Consider the following 19,897-nt stretch of genomic DNA (forward strand, 5'->3'; position numbering starts at 1 on the left):
CAGAAGCATTCCTCCCCCGTTATACCCGTACTTTCATTACCACCAATATGCCGGCAAGCAACATCAACGTGCCGGAGAGCGCCAGCGGCGACAGCAGTCCTAAATGATCCAGCGCCACGCCACCAATGGCTGCGCCGCAGGTGTTAGCCAGCTGAATCACCGCTACCTGGATTGACCCGGCCTTCTCCGCCTGATCGGAAAGGGAGCGAGTGATCCACGTTGACCACCCTACCGGCACCAGCGCAAACGACAGCCCCCAGACAATCGCGATCCCTGCCGCCACCACTTTTTCGCTTCCCCACAACGTCAGCACCAGCGCGCTGACGGCCAGAACCAACGGCGCGCCTGCCAGCGCCAGTTTGACCGAGCGTTTAAGAATAAAAGAGGAGAGCGACGTTCCCACAAAACTGGCGATACCAAAGCTCAGCAGCACCAGCGTCAGGCCATCGACATTAAAGCCCGCCAGATTCATATACACCGGGCGGATGTAGGTAAAGAACGCGAACTGTCCGGCAAAGGACATAAAGATGGCGATCATCCCCGCCATTACGCCGGGACGTTGCAACAGACTGAAGATATTTTGCTTTTGGTGAGACGGTTCGCCAGGCAGCGAAGGTAACGATTTCACTACCCAAATAACACACAGTACGCCCATCACCGCCGCCGCGTTAAAAACATGACGCCAGCCAATAATCCCACCTAAAAAACTGCCCAGCGGCGCGGCGATCACCAGCGCGATGGAGACAGCGCCAAAAATAACCGACAACGCTTTAGGCACGGTACGCGGCGGCACCAGACGCATCGTCAACGAAGCCGACATCGCCCAGAATCCCCCCAGCGCCAGCCCCAGGCAGGCACGCCCGGCCAACAACAGCGTGAAGGAATTTGCAAACGAGACCAGCAGACAGGAAAGCGTTAATAAAACGGCAAACAGGATCACCACATAGCGACGATCGGTCGCCTGAATAATTTGGGTGATAAACAGGCTGGCAAACATGGCGACAAACGCCGTTACCGTTACCGACTGCCCGGCGACGCCTTCAGAGATTCCGAGGTCCTGCGCCATCGGCGTCAGCAGGCTGACGGGCAAAAACTCAACGGTGATCAGGCAGGCAACACAGAACGCCACAGCGAAAACAGCCGACCAGTTTGGCCGGATAATCGTCTCAGCATGGGATTGTTCTTCGATTCTTGCACTCATTTCGTTACCTGCGTCTTTCTCTGCCAGAAAAGCCGTGCAGTGTAACATCTAAAGTGTGACGTATTTAACGTTTTAGCAACTATATTAATAGCCGGATGGCGCTGACGCTTATCCGGCCTACAGATTCATCGTGCCTGCGGGAATGGACGACCTCAATGCAACCAGTGCACGCCATCTTCAGGTTGAAAAAGGGCGTTGTAGCGTATCTGGAAGGCGTTAATTTCTTGCATATCCGGTTCTATTTCGCGCAGAAACCCCAGCGCCAGGCGTACCTGCGCGTCAGTAATTGGCGCGGCCAGACGCGTTTTTTGCAGCTGACGATACCACTGTTGCAGGTTCTGATCGCTGCCATCCACAATCACGATCTGCCAGATTAGCAATATCTGGGCGGCATTTTGCAGATGTGATTCATCAGGACGATGCAGGTACTGTAAAAACGCCTCTCCAGGCGCTTTGCCCATCTGGTCGATCATTGATTCCACCGGCACCACGCTGATGCCCAGACGCTCGCTTAACCGACGAATCGCACGCCGGGCCCCCGAGGTGAGCACCCTGAAGCCAACAATAAACACCACGACCAGCGTGGCCAGCATAATCCAAATCATAACCTGCCCTGTTAAACCAACTTTGCAGAAAGCGCCTGACAGGCTTCACGAACCCACTGCGAATATTGTGGAATGCACTCTTTTGGCATTTGCAATTCAACACCGCTGATACTGATCGCAGCAATCACCTCATGATTACGATTAAACACCGGCGCAGCGATACAATAAATACCTGGGGAATCTTCCGCGTTATCAAAGACCCATCCTTGCTCACGGATTCTGGCAAACTCTTTTAGCAAGGCTTTCTTACTGGTGATAGTGGTCTCAGTGTATTGCGGTAACTGCTCATCCGGCAAAAGTTCGTCCATTTTGTCCTGCGGTAACCAGGCACAAAGCGCTTTCCCCACGCCGGAACTGTGCATCGGCAGCTTTTTACCGACCCAGGTACGAATACCGATTGGCTGAGTGTTCTCAAGCTTCATCAGGTAAATGGGCGCAACTTCATCCAGGATACCCAGATGGCAGGTCAGATCGGTTTGCTCACGCAATTTCTCCAGAACAGGCAGAGCAACGTTGCGGATATCAAATTGCTCCAGCGAACGATTACCCCATTCGTACAATTTCAGGCCCAGGAAAAAGCGCCCCTTTTCCAGACGCAAAAGGTGATGTTCGACCAATGCGTTTAACAATGATGACGTGCTGCTTTTAGGTAATGCTAAATCTTGTTGGATCTGGCTGAACGTCGCCCCTGGTGTATTGAAGAGGTAATTACAGATTTTTACCGTCTTATCCAGTGCGGGAACAGAGGTCGTAATATCCTGGCTCATACGAAATTAATCTTTTCTATTCATAGACTCCTCTCAGTATACCGCAATCACTTTCCTCAGGAATGCGGCTTTTTTGCGCATAGAGGAAGCACAGGCAATTCCTGAAATGTTAACCGCCTAAATCAGATCGCTATCACAATTGTTCATTTGTTCTGCAAAAATCATTGACGAATGATTTGGATATTTGCTGTACTAATTTCAATATACAGAACATTAGTTCCATATACTGAACAAGAGGTAGCAATGTCGAACGTATTTAAAGGTATCTTTCCGCCAGTCCCAACCATTGTTGACAATCATGGCGAATTAGATCGCGCCGGAATGGCCACCATGATTGACCATGTCATTAACAACAGGGCTGACGGAATGCTGATTCTGGGCAGCGGCGGTGAGTTTTCACATTTTTCCACTGAGCAGAGAAAACAGATCGCCGAATTCAGTCTGCAATATGTTGCAGGAAGAGTACCGGTGTTAATTGGTATTGCCTGCGCCAGCACCGCAGAAACCATCCAGTTAGGTGAACACGCACAAAACGCAGGCGCCACGGGCGTACTGGTGGTGAATCCTTACTATGCGAAACTCAGTGATGACGCGCGTTTTACGCATTACAAACGCATTGCCGAAGCACTCAGTATACCTGTCTTTTTGTATAACTTCCCTGAGTTAACCGGCCAGGATATCGGTCTGGACGTGATCACCCGACTCGCCCGTGAAGTGCCTAATATTGTAGGAATTAAAGACACCATTGATAACATCAGCCACACCCGGGAAATTATTAATCGCGTCCACCCATTCCGCCCGGAGTTTATTGTCTTTAGCGGTTATGACGAATATTTGCTTGATACGCTATTGTTGGGCGGTCACGGTGGAATCCCTGCAACATTTAACTTTGCCCCACACATTACCAGAGGCATATATCAGGCATTTATTCGTGAAGACCTCACTACGGCTAAAGCACTACAGCAGCAACTGGCAACGCTTTCTCCTCTGTATGCATTAGAACAACCTTTTTTTGGCGTCATCAAGACAGCTATCAAATTAACTGGAGTGGATATTTCAACTGCCGTAGTTCCACCAGCCTTACCACTCAATGAGGAAAAAACAGCCCTTGTTCGAAATATTCTGGCCCGTATTACTCTGTAAATCAGCATGAGAGCAATGATAATGAACATCAACCCTGTACTAAAACTCAATCCAAAAGATGATGTGGTTATCGCAAGACAGTGTGTTCCCGCTGGCACCTGGCTTGAAGAAGAACAAATTACAGTTATCAGCGACATTCCCGCAGGACATAAAATTGCCCTACGCTCGCTAAACATCGGGGAGGCAGTTAAACGGTATGGGCAGATTATCGGTTTCGCTACCCAACCTATTCAATCCGGCGAGCATATACATATGCACAACCTGGGCATGGGCGATTTTGAGCGTGATTACGCCTGGGGCGTGGATCGGCATTCCCCCACACCCGCTGAACATCAGGATATATTTCAGGGAATTCGTCGCGCTGACGGGCGTGCCGCCACGCGTAACTATATTGGCATTTTAAGTTCGGTTAACTGTAGCGCGACGGTCGTCAGAGCAATTGAGGATCATTTTCGTCTACACGGTCTGGCCGATTACCCAAATGTCGATGGCGTGGTGTCGCTTCCACAAAGTTTTGGTTGCGCGATTGGCTCTAAAAGTGAGTCCATGGCGGTCATGCGGCGCACGATGGCAGGTTACGCCACACACGCCAACTTTGCTGGCGTCATTATTATTGGGCTAGGTTGTGAGTCCAGCCAAATCAAAGACATGATGAATGCCCATGGGTTGGAAGATGGTCCAATGATGCACAGCTATACTATCCAGGACGTTGGCGGAACACGGCATGCCATTCAGAAAGGGATTGATCTGGTAAATCAAATGCTTCCCCTCGCGAACCGGGTCATCCGCGAACCCATTCCCGCCTCGGAAATTATTCTGGCGCTGGAATGCGGTGGCTCTGACAGCTATTCCGGTATTTCCGCCAATCCAGCGCTCGGCTATGCGGTGGATAAGCTGGTACAGCAGGGTGGCACGGCCATTCTGTCTGAAACATCAGAAATTTATGGCGCAGAACATTTATTGACCCGCCGCGCTGTCTCGCGCGAGGTTGGCGAAAAACTGATTGCGCGGATTCACTGGTGGGAAGACTACTGTCGTCGCAGCGGAAGCGAAATGAATAACAACCCTTCAGCAGGTAATAAGGTTGGCGGACTTACCACGATTCTGGAGAAATCCCTCGGCGGTATTGCCAAAGCCGGAACCACTAATCTGACAGAGGTTTATGAATACGCAGAACCAGTTACAGCAAAAGGGTTCGTCTTTATGGATACCCCCGGCTATGACCCTATTGCCGTTACCGGGCAAATCGCAGGCGGCGCGAATCTGCTTTGCTTCACCACTGGCCGGGGTTCGGCATTTGGATCCAAACCAACGCCCAGCCTGAAACTGGCTACCAACAACGCGCTCTGGCTGCGCCAACAGGAAGATATGGACATTAACTGCGGCACCATTGTCGAAGGTGAAGAGACGATCGCAGAAGTCGGTGAACGTATTTATCAAATGATCCTTGATATGGCATCCGGCAAAAAAACAAAAAGTGAAGAATTTGGCTATGGTAGTCAGGAATTTGTCCCCTGGACAATTGGCTCCATAATGTAACGCTCCACAATATAACAATACCTCGTACCGCCATGCTCACTATGAGCATGGCAAGGAGTTCCTATGTCTATTGTTAACGTAAATACTGAAGAAGAAAAATTAAAGGCTACAACAGTAAGATGGCGAATATTTATTATTATGCTTTTGTTGGGTGCGATTAATTATATTGATCGCACATCGCTTTCTATTGCCATGCCCTATATTACCGATGAATTTGGCATTACTGATACCCGGGTTGTCGGTGTTATCCATAGTGCTTTCTTCTGGGCTTATGCGCTGATGCAAATTCCCAGCGGCGTGATTGCAGATAAGTTCAAAGCCAGAAATATTATCGCACTGGCGACCATCTTATGGGGAGCATTCCAGGCCGTTGCCGCCTTATGTCACTCCATTTTCACGCTTTCGCTTTCCCGTCTTGGTCTGGGCGTCACAGAATCCCCTATCATGCCCGCAGGCGCAAAATTAATGGGAACATGGTTAACGCCAACTGAGCGTGGGCGCGGCTCAATGTTGCTTGATGGCGGCGCGCCATTAGGAACCGCGCTGGGTGCGGTCATCATCGCCGGGTTGATTGCCTTTTTCGACTCGTGGCGTATGGCGTTTATTGTCGCGGGGGTTGGCACGATGCTCGTCGGTTTACTGGCATGGTGGTATATCCGTACTTACCCGTCAGAACACCCACGTATTAACCAGGCGGAACTGGACCATATCACCGCGGCAAACGGCCCAGCCACCAACAGTAAAAAATACCGTCTCGCTGATATCAAACCTTACCTCAAGCAGCGCAATGTGCTTGCGTTGATCGGCGGATGGGTATGCTACAGCTTTGTATTCTATGGCCTGATGACCTGGCTGCCGCTCTATTTCCAGGCCACTTATGGCTTTGATATTAAGTCGATGGGTGGCGCGATGGCGCTGATCTTCCTGCTGTGCTTTATTGGTCAGCTCACAGGCGGTTACATCATGGATAAATGGCGCAGTAAAGGCGCAAAAACCAGCCGTGTTATGCATACCATGTTGGCAATTTCCGCCACTACCGCAGGGGTAGGGATTTTTCTGTGCGCCCAAAGTTCAACACCAGCCATTGCGATTACGTTGCTGACAATCGCGCTCTTCCCGTTACGTTGGGCCAGTGTCTACTGGTCAATACCGGGTCTGCTGGGAGCACAATCGGTAGCAGGGACTATCTGTGGCACCATGAACTTTACCAGTAACCTGTTCGCTGCCATTTTGCCTATTTTTATCGGCTTCCTGGTGCAATCTACCGGTAATTACTATGCCGCGATGATGTTCTTTGCGCTGGCCGCAGTGGGTTACCTCATCTGCTCGCTGCTCATTAACTTCGATAAAAAAATGGATATTGCTGAAAAGTAATTACCCGTCTCCGGCCCGCGCGCGGGCCATTTTTTATGGCATCAGGAACGAAGTATGTTCAATTCAGAGAACTTTATTGCCGTCGACTGGGGCTCCAGCAACCTACGCCTGTGGGTTTACCAGAAGGGGAGCTGTGTCTGGCGTCACGCCAGTCATGATGGGGTGATCAATCACCATGCAGGGCAGTTCAAAGATATTTGGCTGACATTGCTCGAACAGTGCCCGCACACTCTGGCAGATAATACGACGGTTATCATGAGCGGCATGATTGGCAGCAATATTGGCTGGGTAGACAGTCACTATTTACTCTGTCCGGTTTCCCTGCAAACCCTGTCGCAGCATCTCACTCAAGTTCATGACGCGGGCCATCTCCCTGTATTCATCATTCCTGGTTTGCAGTTAGCGGGATCTGAAACCTGTAATGTGATGCGTGGTGAAGAAACACAGCTTCTTGGCGCGTTATCAGAAAATAGCTGGTATGCCTTCCCTGGCACCCACAGTAAATGGGTACGCATGGAGAACGATACGGTCCGTGATTTTCAAACCATCATGACCGGCGAATTTTTCCACCTGCTGACCCGACACTCCATCGTGGGAAAACACGCAACGGTACAACAGCACAATGTCGATGCTTTTTTAGCGGGCGCAAAGCGTGGTCAACATGAAAACTGCCTTTCTCGCGGCGTCTTTGATCTCAGAGCACGAACACTAAGTCATATCCTTCCTCAGGACGCGCTTTTTGATGCCTTATCCGGTCTGCTGATCGGCCATGAAATCGCACAAATGCTGCAACATTACGCAATCCCTGCACACGAAGAAATTGTACTGGTCGGCAGCGACGAGCTGCTCGTCCGCTACCAGACCGTATTCCAGCTTTTTGGCCAACGCTGTCGCCTCCTCAACGGTGAAACAGCATTCATTAACGGCATCAGGAGTGTTTTACATGAACATCCATAATCCTTTGGTCGCAATACTACGAGGTATAACGCCCGATGAAGTTCTGGCGCATATTGATGTACTCGCAACAGCAGGTTTTACCACCGTAGAAATTCCGCTGAATTCCCCCGACTGGCAAACCAGTATCGCCATAGCCGTTGCACACTATGGTCAGACGATACATATCGGCGCAGGAACCGTGACCGCCGTTAGCGAAGTTAACGTGCTATCCGCATTCAAGTGCTCGTTTATTTTAACGCCGAATACCGACCCGTCAGTTATTGACGCGGCACGAGATGCCGGAATGACGACCTGTATCGGCTGTCATACCGCCAGCGAAGCGTTTGTCGCGATCCATCACGGCGCCAGCGCATTAAAAATTTTCCCGGCAGGCGAACTGGGGCCAGGATACATCCGCGCATTAAAAGCCGTTCTACCGACGCATATTCCACTCTATGCCGTCGGTGGCATCCGTCCCGACAATCTGGCTGACTATCTGAATGCAGGATGCATTGGCGCAGGATTAGGCAGCGATCTGTACCGCGCCGGACAACCCGTAAACCAGACGGCAAGAAATGCCCAGGCCTTTATCGAGGCGTGGAACGCCTGTAAGCAGCAATAAAAAAGCCCGGCGCCAGGCCGGGCAAAACGTTACCAATACACACTTAAGCGACTTTCAGTTGCTGTATTTTTTTCTCGCGGCGAATTTTACGTTCTTCCAGCACCGCGACCATCGCCATCAGGCAGATACAGCCAATGGCAGCGGCATCCAGCGCGGCGAAGGTGCCCGCCCAACCGGTCAGACCAAAGACTGGCGTACCGTCGGCAATCATCCCCAGCCCCAGCTTGGCAAAGCTGTCGCCGATCAGGTAAGCGAAGGTGCCTTTAATGCCGTCCGCCGCGCCGATCGCTTTTTTCGGGACGAAGCCAACTGCCGCCACGCCAATCAGCAACTGCGGGCCAAACACCAGGAAGCCGAGCGCGAACAGGGACGCCAGATAGACGTACTGGTTGCTGGCATGCTGGTAAACGCCGAGGGTGGCGATAATCAGCGCCAGCGCAACGCAGGCCACCAGCGCGCGACGACCGTTCGCCAGATCCGACAGCCAGCCCCACAGCAGCGTGCCGACCAGCGCGCCCACTTCAAACAGGGTAAAGCCCTGAATCGCCACTTCTTTAGAGAGTTTCAGTTCCTGGAACGCGTAAACGGTAGACCACTGGTCGATACCAATACGCACCACGTAGAGGAAGATGTTGGAGAAGCACAGCAGCCAGATCACTTTGTTTTTCAGGACGTATTCCACAAAGATCTGCCACTTGGTCATCTCATTTTCTTCGGTCTCTTTGTCCTCTTCGCTGATCTCTTCGCCGAACAACTCTTCCGCCTTACCAAGACCATAAGATTCCGGGGAGTCGCTGCCAAAGCGCAGGCCGATGAAGCCCACAATCAGCGCGATGATCGACGGGAAGATAAACATGCCGATCACATGGCCGTCGAACAGGTAGTTGGCGCCTACCAGAGCCACGCCTGCCGCGCCAGCGCCGCCGAGGTTGTGGGAGATATTCCAGAAGCCGAGGAAGGTGCCGCGCTTACGACGGGGCGTCCATTTGGTGATGGTGGAGTAACTGCACGACCCGCCGGTACTCTGGAAGAAACCGCTCAGCGCGTAGAAGGCGATCATCAGGAACAGGCTAACGGAACCGCTCCCCATGCTGGCGCTGAAACCCAGCATACAGATAGCGGAAAGAATCAGCATAAACGGCAGGAACTGCTTGGTGTTTTTGCCGTCGGCATAGTAGGAAACCAGCGTTTTGCCTACGCCATAGGTGATCGAGAAGCCCAGACCAATCATCCCCAGTTGCGTCATGCTCAGCCCGTAGGTGGAGATCATGTCGTTCTGGGCGATGTTGAAGTTTTTGCGGATCAGGTACATGGTCAGGTAGCCGATAAAGACCACCAGATAGGACTGCATGAACGGTTTGAACCACATTTTGCGCCGTACATCGAGCGGCAGATCCAGGGTCGGCTTACGCACCTGGTTTAAGAAGTTCAGCATGGGACGGGTATCTCCTGATTTTTTAAGCCTGCTTTATTGCAGGCATTGTAAAAATCAGCCGCCCAACCAGCCTGAGACAGCGTCCAGGCGAAACCGGGAAAATGTCTTAGTTTTGCCCCACTCGGGGTAAAAAGGTGAAGTCCGTCACGTAATGCTGGCCTCGCGCGGCGCCTGCGCGTTCAAAAACGGCAGCAGCAGCAGGGCGGAAATGCCCGCCGCAATGGCAATCACCACAAAGAACCCGGTCCAGTGCCAGGTTTCCATCACCTGCGCCAGCGGCCAGCCGGAGAGCGATGCGCCAAGATAGGCAAACAGACCGACAAAACCGGTTGCCGCCCCCGCCGCCTCTTTGTGCGAACATTCCGCAGCCGCCATGCCGATCAACATTTGTGGGCCAAAGACAAAAAAGCCGGTGGTGAAGAAGCACGCCGCCTGCATCACGTAACTGGCGAACGGCATCAGCCATAACGAACCGACAGAGAGCAGTATTCCGGCAGCGAAAATCAGGTTCATTGGCCCACGGTTGCCGTTGAACAGTTTATCTGAACCCCAGCCCGCCACCAGCGCGCCGATAAACCCGCCCAGCTCGAACATCGTGACCGCCGTGTTGGCGGTGACCAGATCGACACCCAGCGTCTCCGACATATACAGGTTGCCCCAGTCGTTGATCGCCGCGCGTACCACGTACACCAACACATAGCACAGCGAGAGCAGCCAGATATAGGGATTCAACAGCACGTATTTGGTCAGGATCTCTTTGCGGGTCAGCCCCGCGCCCTCCTGCTGCTGAGCGATTTCCAGCTCATCATGCCGCCAGTCCCCGACCGCTGGCAAACCGATAGCCTGTGGCCTGTCGCGCAGCCGCCAGCAGAGAAAAATGCCGACGATAATCGCCAGCGTTCCGGCAATCATCATCCCGGCGCGCCAGCCGTAATGCAGAGCGGCAGCAGCCATGACGATCGGAATCAGCGCCCCTCCGACGTTATGCGCGGTATTCCAGATAGCCCACCACCCGCCACGCTCATTACGCGAGTACCAGGACGTCAGCAGACGGGCGCACACCGGCGCTCCCCAGCCCTGGAAGAAGGCATTCAACGCCCACAGTAATGCAAAGGCCCACAGCGACGTGGAGAAACCGAACAGGATATTCACCACGCCGGTGGCGATCAGCCCAATGCCCATAAAATAACGGGCGTTGGAACGGTCGCTGACGATGCCGGAGACAAACTTCGACAGGCCATAGGTGATGTAAAACAGCGTCGCCAGCAGGCCGATATCACTGCGGGTCAGCACGCCGCTGACGAGGATCTCCGGCACGGCGGCATTAAAACTTTTACGGGTGAAATAGAACAGCGCGTAGCCAAGCCAGATGGTCAGTAAGATCTGTCGCCGCCAGTAGCGGTAACGCGCATCAACTTCGTGTTTATCGGTTATCAACGGCGCATTTGCCGGAGCTTTCAGAAACGTCAGCATCGCCGCTCCTTAAACGTAACGCAGAGGCAACGACACGCTAACGCGCGTGCCGTGCGTACAGGAGATGGCCAGCACGCCGCCAAGCGCCGTCACGCGCTCGCGCATCCCGGTCAGACCAAAACCTTGCTGGCCGGAATCCGGCGGCAGGCCGCTGCCATCGTCTTCAATCACCAGCATCAGCCGCTCATCCTGCAACCAGCCCTGTAGCGTAACCGCGCTGGCATTAGCGTGTTTCACAATGTTGTTCAGCCCTTCCTGACAAACGCGAAACAGCGTTACCCGCTGGCTTTCGCTGAGCGCAGACTCGTCTATTCGCCAGTCGAGATGGCTGATGATGCCGCGACTTTCCAGCTCCATTTCCCGCATCAGCGAACGGATAGCCTGTTCCAGCGTCAGGTCATCCAACTGGCGCGGACGCAAGCGCCCCAGCAGGCGACGCACCGCGTCATACACGCCCAGCGACAGTTGCTCAATGTGCGCCCCGCTCTGTTTTACGCCGCCATTATCCGCTGCCAGCCGCTGTACAATTCCCGCCTGAGTGCGAATGGCGGTGATGGTCTGACCGATGTCGTCGTGCAGTTCCCGCGCTACGTCGCGCCGCACGCTCTCTTCCGTTTCCAGCAGGCGTTCCGCCAGACGATGGTTGCGTGCCAGCTCATTTTGTAGCGACTGGTTGAGTTCGCGCAGGCGCTGAATCCCCGCGCCAAGCAGCAGCCCGGTCAGGCTTTGCGCCAGCAGAGAAAGCAGTAAATCAACGGGATGATCGTGCCAGGTCTGGCTGGCAATCAGCGCGATGGCGTTCATCAACGTCGCGATCAGCGCCCCTTGCCAGCCGTAATGCCAGGCGAGCGCAATAATCGGCAACGCAAGGCAGAACGGCGTAAAGCGTGACAGCTCAGCCGGTAGACCCAGCTGTAGCCACAGACTGACGCTGAACAGCAGCAGATACCAGACCAGATGCCGCCCGCGCCAGTTCACCGGCTGAGAGACCAGCGCCGGGCCGAGCGGTAACCAGGTGGTGCTGGTCAGGTAATGCCAGAACACCAGACAGATGGGCGCCAGCGTCAACCCGCCGGTAAGCGTCAGCAGCAGCGCGTTTAACGTCTCTTCCCCCTGGCCTAACCAGGGCAGAGACTGTAACAATGCCGCCGCCGTCAAGGCCGCGCCCTGTAACAGCAGGGTGCGCCAGTCGCGCTGATGGCGATAGCGGGAGATTAATGCCACAGGCAGCAGCGTCAACAGGCTTCCGATCATCAAAAGCGGTAGATGCGCCAGCGCCACTTCCTGCGCCAGCCACCAGACCAGCAGCCATTCCGCGCCCAGCAATACCGGCCAGTAGCTGCGTGGACACTGCAACATCAGCCCCAGGCGTAAACCGAACGGGAACAGCAGTACCGCCAGCTCCGGGCGCTCAACCAGGTGCAGGCTGATGCTCCACAGGCAAAACCACGCGGCGGAGAAGATAAAAAAGCAGGCGATAACGGTAATTAACCGGGAGAGGATGGTTTTCATCACCAGCCATCAAACATGCGGCGCGCCAGCTCAACGTCGTTGCTGACGCCCAGTTTTTCCAGAAGATTGGCGCGATGTACGTGTACCGTTTTTGGCGACAGCCCCAGCTCGGCGGCGATCTCTTTCACCGCCATTCCCTGCGCCAGCTTTTCCGCCACCTGGCGTTCACGTCTGGTCAGCGGGTCCTGCCGTCCGGCCGCCAGTTTAACGGCGATATCCGGCGTCAGGTAACAGCCGCCCGTCGCCACCGTATGTACCGCGGCAATCAGCTCGTCAGGGCTACAGCGCTTGGAAAGGAAGCCGCGCGCACCGGCGTTCAGCGCCTGTTCCACCAGCGCCGGACTGTCATGTACCGACAGCATTATCGTCGCCATCCCTTTAGGAAGCTGATTTAATAACTCCAGCCCGGAGATATCCGGCATGGAGATATCGCAGATGCAGACCTGCACGCCGCGACCGGGCAGTCCCGCCAGCGCCTCGCGACCAGAACCGAATTCGGCGACAACCTGAAAATCGGCTTCCAGCCCCAGCAATTGGGCAAAGCCGGAGCGGACGATAAGATGATCGTCAATAAGGGCGATAGTGGTCATGGCATGTCCTGGCGGGTGTAAAAAACGCGCCTACCTTAGCGAGATACACGTCATCCTTCAAGCTACCTCTGCACTGTCTGCGTCTGCTCCCCCGGTACTTACTTAAGTAAGCGCCGGGGGCTTCTCAGACTCGCCGCCTTGATGCAACTGGAGTGCGTTTGTATATAAACGCGTTACTGCCCAAAGCCTTGAACAATTATTCAAAAAAGACAGCAATTTTGCTGAACATGGAAGGATCGGACTGGTTACGCACCACGCTCTCGACATCCTCCAGCTTTTCAATCTGGCTAATCATTTGCCCTAGACGCTGATCGTCGTTCACCAGTAGCCAGATACGGCTCTGGGCACTACCCTGAATCGGCAAACAAAGGATGCCTTCCACGTTGAACGCGCGGCGGGCAAACAGACCGCAAACGTGGGTCATCACGCCAGGATGGTTATGCACGGTGAGCTGTAGAATAACGTTTTCATGAGTTGACTGTTGCATGGCTTATTCCCCCACCATTTCAGTATTGGCCGCACCCGGCGGTACCATCGGATACACTTTTTCTTCAGCATCGATACGCACGTGAATCAATGCCGGACCCGGTCGGTCGATAATCGCCTGCAGCGCCGCCTGCGGGTCAGCTTCGTTATTTAAATCACAGGTTTGCAGACCAAAACCGGCAGCGATCTGCATAAAATTGATCATACCCGGATAGGTTGCAGCGAACACGCCCTGCTTATAAAACAGGCTCTGCTGCTGATAAACCAGCCCCAGCGCTTCGTTATTCATCAGAATGATTTTCACATCCAGCTGATTTTCCGCCGCGGTGGCCATCTCCTGAATATTCATCATCAGGCTGCCGTCGCCGGAGAAACAGATAACCTTGCGCTGCGGGTTAGCCAGCGCCGCGCCAACCGCGGCGGGCAGGCCAAAACCCATGGTACCCAGACCGCCAGAGGTCAGCCACTGGCGCGGACGGTTCAGCGGATAAGCCTGAGCAACCCACATCTGATGCTGTCCCACATCGGTGGTAATGATCGCGTCATCATCAACGCAGGCGGCAACGGCGTTAATCAGCCCGTAATGCGAGAGCGGGTTTTTCTCCTGCGGAATAGGGCAAGGGAACTCACGCTGCAAGTCAGCCACCAGTTGCAGCCATTCGCTGCGAGGCCGCGCCTCAACCTGCGGGATCAGTTGGTTCAGCACTTCGCCCACATCGCCCTGAATCGCCACGTGCGGCTGTTTGATTTTACCCAGCTCTGAACGGTCGATATCGACGTGAATAATCTTCGCATTCGGGCAGAACTGTTCGGTTTTACCAATCGCCCGGTCATCAAAACGTGCGCCTAAAACAACCAGTAAATCCGCTTCCTGAAGAATAAAGTTGGTACTGCGCGCGCCGTGCATCCCCAGCATGCCTAACGACAGCGGATGCGCTTTTGGCAACATCCCCAGCGCCATCAGGGTCTGGGTCGTCGGTAAGTTCGCTTTCTCCGCCAGATGGCGAATTTGCTCAGGAGCGTTGATAACCCCGCCGCCCAGATAGAGCACCGGGCGCTGCGCGGCGTTAATCATCGCTGCCGCTTCGCGCACGCAGGCGCTATCGAACGCCGGCGCCGCCGTCCGGGTACCCGGTTCCGGCAGCACGTCCAGCTCAATGGTCGCCGCCTGAACATCCTTAGGAATATCTATCCACACCGGCCCTGGCCGCCCGGACTGGGCGATACGAAAGGCATCGCTCATCACCTGCGGCAATTCAGCAATATTACGCACCAGGTAGTTATGTTTGGTGATGGGGATAGAAATACCGTAGGTGTCGACTTCCTGGAAGGCATCGGTACCAATCATTGAGGCAGGCACCTGGCCGGTGATGCAAACCAGCGGAATCGAATCCAGACGAGCGTCGGCGATAGCGGTGATCAGGTTAGTCGCTCCTGGACCGCTACAGGCCATACACACCGCCGGTTTACCTTCGGTACGCGCCATACCCTGAGCGATAAACCCCGCCCCCTGCTCGTGACGCGCCAGAATATGGCGAATCTGCGTGCTTTGGCTTAATGCATCGTAAATGGGAAGGATGGAGCCGCCCGGTATACCGCTAACGGTGGTGATCCCCTGACGTTCCAGTAAATGAACGACTAACTGCGCGCCAGTGAAGCGCATTTTTTGTGATGTTGTGCCCGAACTTGCCATGCTCCAGTCCTTTTATTCTGGGCCGACTTACCGGGGGGCATAAAACGAAAAACCCCGCTCGGTTTGCGCCGGCGGGGTTTTGGAATTCGTGTTGTTCCGGACCCTACGGCGCATTGCCGACGACGACCACCACAGACACGACGACCACCGCGGCAGGCGCGGTGAGTAGTAGGGTCGGAGTCAGCATGGCTGCGTTCATTAGGGACCTGTTGTATCGAAATAGTGAATGAATTTATACAAACACAGCTTGTACCATTTCACAATGGATTTATTTTCATCCACAAAAAACTGTGTGGAAGATCACATTAATTTGCGAGGGGATAAAAACAAAAAACCCCGCCCGGCGAGGTTTTTTGCTCAGCGCTTTCCGGTTGGTGGCCGCAAACACACTGTATTACGTCAACGGCAAAAGTATACGCGATCGGCGAAGAAGGCGCAATTTTGACCACGGTTTTTGCTGATTTAGAGTATCGATCGCGCGCGTAAATTTGTCCAATAAATACTGTTCATACATACAGTATTTATTCTATACTGCAAAAGTACGCAGAGTGACATCTGGGGCCGCACTTTTACCGGCGCAATCAAGTCCTGGCTGAAACGGGTGGTGCCGTCAGCGCCTTAACCCCAGCCGAGCACACTGTGTTACGTCAACAAATATCCCGAATAATTTAGGTCACAGCCAACGGGGCTGCACCAGAAATATGACGGATATACTCTGGCTGGCAACAGGCGGCGGAAAGGTACGCCAGCTGGTCGTGCTCCTGAACCAGAGGAGACGCGTATGAGCGGAGTGGATATTATCGTTTTGATCCTGAAACTCATGGTTGCCGTGTTGCAACTACTTGATGCCGTCCTGAAGCAGTTCCGCTGATTCAGGTTCAAGTCGCACCTGAGAGGGGCGGGAAACCGCCCCTCTGCAGGCTACCCATTAACCGATCTGATGGAGAGGACTATGCCAGCGCTGCAGATTACCCGCAACAACGCCGAACACACCCGGTTTTGCCACGCTACGCGACGAAAGCCTGGCGCAAAATGACAACATGCTGCGCCGCCTGGAGGAAAACTGACACAGCGGGGAATCCCCATGCCCCGTCGTTTTATGAAAATCTGGGATTTCGCCCGGTGTATGATGAACCGCGGGTCACGCATCGTCTGCTCTGCGCGCGCTAGCCATCTCTGGCTGCCTACGCGCACGCATGTTACAGTCCAGTGACGACTTCTTCCCTGTTCCCGGGCCGTAATGACCATTACCGTATTCTGCATTTTACTGTTTGCAGCCCTGCTGCACGCCAGCTGGAACGCTATTGTCAAAGCGAGCGGCGACAAGATGTACGCGGCGACAGGCGTCACCGGTTCAGCCTCATTAATCGCTCTTGCTCTACTCCCTTTCGCCCCACAACCCGCACTCGCCAGCGTACCGTTTCTCGCCGTCTCCTGCGCACTACAGGTGGTGTACACGGTACTGGTGGCGAAAACGTATCAGGTCTCGGATATGAGCCAGTCCTATCCGCTAATGCGTGGCACCGCGCCGCTACTGGTAGCCATAATCAGCGTTGCCCTCCTCGGCGATCGTCTCTCCCCGGTGGCGTGGCTCGGAATTGGCATCATCTGCCTGGCTATTCTGGCGATGGCCTTTAACGGCCGGGCCAGCTCAAGTACGGGTATCGTACTGGCGCTAATCAACGCCTGTTTTATTGCCGGTTATACGCTGGTTGACGGAACCGGGGTGCGACTTTCGGGAACCGCGCTGGGCTATACGCTATGGACCTTTTTTATGAATGGATTCTGTCTGCTGGGCTGGGCGCTGATCGCCCGACGCCCGCAGGCCAGCCGCTATTTGCGCCAGCACTGGAAGAAAGGCCTGGTCGGCGGAGTCGGTACAATGGGCTCCTACGGTCTGGCGCTGTGGGCGATGACCCAGGCGCCGCTGGCGGTGGTCGCCGCCCTGCGCGAGACATCGATTCTTTTCGGCGCGATTATCGCTTTGATCCTGTTAAAAGAAAAAGTCGCTCCGCTGCGTATTCTTGCCGCTTGCGGGATTGCTGTTGGGGCGATTCTGCTGCGGTTATCATAAATTATACATGGCAACATTAGTTGCCGATTTTGGTTTACAAAACCAGCCCGATTCTCCTCCGACAATCACCGCCGTATGGTTGCCCTGTTATTTTTATATGGTAGATTTCTCCGCTATTACCGTATGTTCCAGTCACATATTCTTTATATCTATTTTTTACAAAGTATTCATCGAATGAAACGGCATAAGAACGTCAATTTATTGTTGATGCTGGTATTGCTGGTGGCCGTTGGTCAGATGGCGCAAACCATTTATATTCCGGCGATTGCTGATATGGCGGTATCACTCAACGTCCGCGAGGGCGCTGTGCAGAGCGTCATGGCCGCTTATTTACTGACCTATGGCGTATCGCAGCTCTTCTATGGCCCGCTGTCTGACCGCATTGGCCGCCGCCCGGTGATCCTGGCCGGGATGTCTGTTTTTATGCTGGCGACGCTGATTGCTATCACCACCCATAGCCTGCCAGTGCTGATTGCCGCCAGCGCCATGCAGGGGATGGGCACCGGTGTCGGCGGCGTTATGGCGCGTACTCTGCCGCGTGATCTGTATGAAGGCGCGCAGCTAAGACATGCTAATAGTCTGCTTAATATGGGGATTTTGGTCAGCCCGCTGCTGGCGCCGCTGATAGGCGGTATCCTTGGCACCCTCTGGAGCTGGCGGGCCTGCTATATTTTTCTGCTAGTGCTGTGCGCTGGCGTAACTTTCAGCATGGCGCGCTGGATGCCGGAAACCCGGCCAGCCAGCGCGCCGCGCAGCCGGTTGATAACCAATTATAAAACCCTGTTTGGTACCGGCGCATTTAACTGCTATCTGCTGATGTTGATTGGTGGTCTGGCGGGGATCGCCGTTTTTGAAGCCTGTTCCGGCGTGCTGATGGGCGCCGTGCTGGGCCTGAGCAGCATGTCAGTGAGTATTCTGTTTATCGTGCCGATTCCGGCGGCATTTTTTGGCGCCTGGTTTGCCGGACGCCCGAATAAGCGCTTCCCGATGCTAATGTGGCAGTCGGTAGTTTGCTGCCTGTTGGCAGGGATCCTGATGTGGCTCCCTGCGCTGTTAGGCGTGATGACCATCTGGACGCTGCTGGTGCCCGCCGCATTGTTCTTTTTTGGCGCAGGAATGCTGTTTCCGCTGGCGACCAGCGGCGCAATGGAGCCATTCCCGTTTCTTGCCGGTACTGCCGGAGCGCTGGTGGGAGGATTGCAGAATATCGGTTCCGGCGTGCTGGCATGGCTGTCCGCGATGATGCCGCAAACCGGCCAGAGCAGCCTGGGGCTACTGATGATGCTGATGGGATTGCTGATTCTGCTATGCTGGCTGCCGCTGGCATCTCGTTTTCATCATCACCGGCTGCCGGTTTAAGCCCTGGGTCGCCTTCTTCCGGGTTGCGACTCAAATGTCTAACCCGGATTATAGAAAACGAGCCATTATTATTGTGCATGGTGCTGCAACCAGTTGATAAACGCATCGATTTTCGGCCACTGACGGCCCGGCAGGGTCGTCACGTAATAGTGCTGATGGCATTTCAGGGTCATGTCGCCGAACGGTGCCATCAGCTCACCGCTGTCGAGCCGCTTCTGCACCAGCCGCTTACGCCCCATCGCCACGCCGACGTGATTCATCGCCGCTATCACCGCTAAATCCGAACGATCAAAGCCAATTCCCGACGATTGCGGCAAGTCAATACCAAACTGTTGCGCCCAGCTAAACCACTCATCGGTACCGGAATCATTGCTCCATGCCTGGCGATCGTGCAGCAGCGTACAGTAACGAAGATTGCCAGGGTTCCGCTGAAGCTGATGCTGATGCGCGTAATCCGCTGTGCAAACCGGCACGATAGCCTCATCCATCAGAAAATAATGACTAAGCTGCGACGAAGGCGTGTCATCAAAATAGATCGCCAGATCGATTCCCGCTCGCTGCATATTGACATTATCGTTGCCGGTCAGCACGGTGAGCGATATGGAGGGGTAACGGCGGGTAAAATCGCCCAACGCCGGAACCAGCCAGCACTGGGCGATGGACGGGCGCGAATAGACCGTTAATGTCCCCGACAGTTCCTGGTTTTTAATATCCAGAATCTCCTGGTTGAGACTGTCCAGGGAGGATTTCAGCGCCCAGAACACCCGTCTGCCTTCATGGGTAAGTTCCACCTTGCGATGCGACCGCACAAACAACTGAATCCCCAGTTCCTCTTCCAGTTGATTTATGCGGTGGCTAACCGCGCTCGGCGTCAACGACAGCTCTTCCGCTGCCAGCGCAAACGACTCGTGCCGGGCGGCGACCTCGAAAGTATATAGCTTCGAAAGTTGCCAACCGTTAAGCAGTCGATTCCCCATCGCTTTTTGCGCCTCCCTTTCCTGTTCTTTCACTTTCATTGTGCCGATTGTAAGAAACTTTGCGTCCCGGACTTAGGTTAAAGATGAATAAAAGTGACTCATTGCACATTA

The 19,897-nt window shown here is 54.2% G+C and carries 19 protein-coding genes and 1 pseudogene; 9 read left to right on the plus strand and 11 right to left on the minus strand.

All coding sequences use genetic code 11. The features are described 5' to 3' along the window. Positions 1 to 19: 19 nt before the first annotated feature. The 3 genes from nepI to FN037_RS22715 form a co-directional block, all read right to left on the minus strand. Entirely contained in the window at positions 20 to 1,201 is a 1,182-nt protein-coding gene (nepI, locus tag FN037_RS22705) for a purine ribonucleoside efflux pump NepI (protein ID WP_142503215.1), read from the minus strand. Positions 1,202 to 1,353: 152 nt separating this feature from the next. Further along, the gene (locus FN037_RS22710) at positions 1,354 to 1,806 is read right to left on the minus strand and encodes a DUF1198 domain-containing protein (RefSeq protein WP_012135814.1); all 453 of its coding nucleotides are present in this window, start codon (positions 1,804 to 1,806) and stop codon (positions 1,354 to 1,356) included. Positions 1,807 to 1,817: 11 nt separating this feature from the next. Continuing rightward, the gene (locus FN037_RS22715; protein WP_012135815.1) at positions 1,818 to 2,573 is read right to left on the minus strand and encodes an IclR family transcriptional regulator; all 756 of its coding nucleotides are present in this window, start codon (positions 2,571 to 2,573) and stop codon (positions 1,818 to 1,820) included. Positions 2,574 to 2,816: 243 nt separating this feature from the next. Between FN037_RS22715 and FN037_RS22720 the strand changes: the two genes are divergently transcribed. From FN037_RS22720 to FN037_RS22740, 5 genes are all read left to right on the plus strand, one after another. Continuing rightward, positions 2,817 to 3,716 (plus strand): dihydrodipicolinate synthase family protein, encoded by a 900-nt coding sequence (locus FN037_RS22720; protein WP_024131072.1) that lies wholly within the window; start codon positions 2,817 to 2,819, stop codon positions 3,714 to 3,716. Between the two features lie 21 nt (positions 3,717 to 3,737). Further along, positions 3,738 to 5,255, plus strand: coding sequence for a UxaA family hydrolase (locus FN037_RS22725; protein ID WP_185929295.1), 1,518 nt, complete (start codon positions 3,738 to 3,740; stop codon positions 5,253 to 5,255). A 63-nt stretch (positions 5,256 to 5,318) separates the two neighbouring features. Then, on the plus strand, positions 5,319 to 6,629 hold the full coding sequence (locus tag FN037_RS22730; protein ID WP_142503216.1) for an MFS transporter: 1,311 nt from the start codon (positions 5,319 to 5,321) through the stop codon (positions 6,627 to 6,629). A gap of 54 nt (positions 6,630 to 6,683) precedes the next feature. Then, positions 6,684 to 7,586, plus strand: coding sequence for a 2-dehydro-3-deoxygalactonokinase (locus tag FN037_RS22735; RefSeq protein ID WP_049008034.1), 903 nt, complete (start codon positions 6,684 to 6,686; stop codon positions 7,584 to 7,586). Beyond that, a complete protein-coding gene (locus FN037_RS22740) occupies positions 7,573 to 8,187 on the plus strand; it encodes a 2-dehydro-3-deoxy-6-phosphogalactonate aldolase (protein ID WP_142503217.1) in 615 nt (204 codons plus the stop codon). The genes FN037_RS22735 and FN037_RS22740 overlap by 14 nt, the downstream gene beginning before the upstream one ends. A 43-nt stretch (positions 8,188 to 8,230) precedes the next feature. Here the strand turns inward: FN037_RS22740 and uhpT are convergent, their stop codons facing one another. From uhpT to ivbL, 7 genes are all read right to left on the minus strand, one after another. Continuing rightward, positions 8,231 to 9,622 carry a hexose-6-phosphate:phosphate antiporter gene (gene uhpT / locus FN037_RS22745; protein ID WP_142503218.1) on the minus strand — a complete coding sequence of 464 codons (1,392 nt, stop codon included), beginning with the start codon at positions 9,620 to 9,622 and terminating at the stop codon, positions 8,231 to 8,233. Between the two features lie 144 nt (positions 9,623 to 9,766). After that, entirely contained in the window at positions 9,767 to 11,095 is a 1,329-nt protein-coding gene (locus FN037_RS22750; protein WP_012000766.1) for an MFS transporter, read from the minus strand. 9 nt (positions 11,096 to 11,104) lie between these two features. Then, positions 11,105 to 12,607, minus strand: a complete 1,503-nt coding sequence (uhpB, locus tag FN037_RS22755; RefSeq protein WP_142503249.1) for a signal transduction histidine-protein kinase/phosphatase UhpB — start codon at positions 12,605 to 12,607, stop codon at positions 11,105 to 11,107. Then, positions 12,607 to 13,197 (minus strand): transcriptional regulator UhpA, encoded by a 591-nt coding sequence (uhpA, locus tag FN037_RS22760; protein ID WP_138360932.1) that lies wholly within the window; start codon positions 13,195 to 13,197, stop codon positions 12,607 to 12,609. The genes uhpB and uhpA overlap by 1 nt, the downstream gene beginning before the upstream one ends. Before the next feature lie 196 nt (positions 13,198 to 13,393). Then, complete coding sequence (ilvN, locus tag FN037_RS22765) at positions 13,394 to 13,684, minus strand: acetolactate synthase small subunit (protein ID WP_138360927.1); 291 nt, start codon at positions 13,682 to 13,684, stop codon at positions 13,394 to 13,396. A 3-nt stretch (positions 13,685 to 13,687) separates the two neighbouring features. Then, on the minus strand, positions 13,688 to 15,376 hold the full coding sequence (gene ilvB / locus FN037_RS22770; RefSeq protein WP_138360926.1) for an acetolactate synthase large subunit: 1,689 nt from the start codon (positions 15,374 to 15,376) through the stop codon (positions 13,688 to 13,690). Positions 15,377 to 15,479: 103 nt separating this feature from the next. Then, positions 15,480 to 15,575, minus strand: a complete 96-nt coding sequence (gene ivbL / locus FN037_RS22775) for an ilvB operon leader peptide IvbL (RefSeq protein WP_138360925.1) — start codon at positions 15,573 to 15,575, stop codon at positions 15,480 to 15,482. 582 nt (positions 15,576 to 16,157) lie between these two features. On the opposite strand from ivbL, the gene tisB reads away from it, so the two are divergent. The 4 genes and pseudogenes from tisB to emrD all read left to right on the plus strand — a co-directional run bounded on the left by tisB (position 16,158) and on the right by emrD (position 18,809). Then, on the plus strand, positions 16,158 to 16,247 hold the full coding sequence (gene tisB / locus FN037_RS22780; RefSeq protein WP_138360924.1) for a type I toxin-antitoxin system toxin TisB: 90 nt from the start codon (positions 16,158 to 16,160) through the stop codon (positions 16,245 to 16,247). 97 nt (positions 16,248 to 16,344) lie between these two features. Further along, positions 16,345 to 16,546 (plus strand): annotated as a pseudogene (locus FN037_RS24690) (hypothetical protein); the annotation flags it as partial. Positions 16,547 to 16,616: 70 nt separating this feature from the next. After that, positions 16,617 to 17,450, plus strand: a complete 834-nt coding sequence (locus tag FN037_RS22790; RefSeq protein WP_142503219.1) for a DMT family transporter — start codon at positions 16,617 to 16,619, stop codon at positions 17,448 to 17,450. A 174-nt stretch (positions 17,451 to 17,624) separates the two neighbouring features. Next, the gene (gene emrD / locus FN037_RS22795; RefSeq protein ID WP_138360923.1) at positions 17,625 to 18,809 is read left to right on the plus strand and encodes a multidrug efflux MFS transporter EmrD; all 1,185 of its coding nucleotides are present in this window, start codon (positions 17,625 to 17,627) and stop codon (positions 18,807 to 18,809) included. A 68-nt stretch (positions 18,810 to 18,877) separates the two neighbouring features. Here emrD and dsdC read toward each other — a convergent pair whose 3' ends face one another. Then, positions 18,878 to 19,825 (minus strand): DNA-binding transcriptional regulator DsdC, encoded by a 948-nt coding sequence (gene dsdC, locus FN037_RS22800; protein WP_260607930.1) that lies wholly within the window; start codon positions 19,823 to 19,825, stop codon positions 18,878 to 18,880. Positions 19,826 to 19,897: the final 72 nt, after the last annotated feature.

The organism is Klebsiella sp. 2680, from assembly GCF_900198535.1.
In the GTDB taxonomy this organism is placed as follows: Bacteria; Pseudomonadota; Gammaproteobacteria; order Enterobacterales; family Enterobacteriaceae; genus Klebsiella; species Klebsiella indica.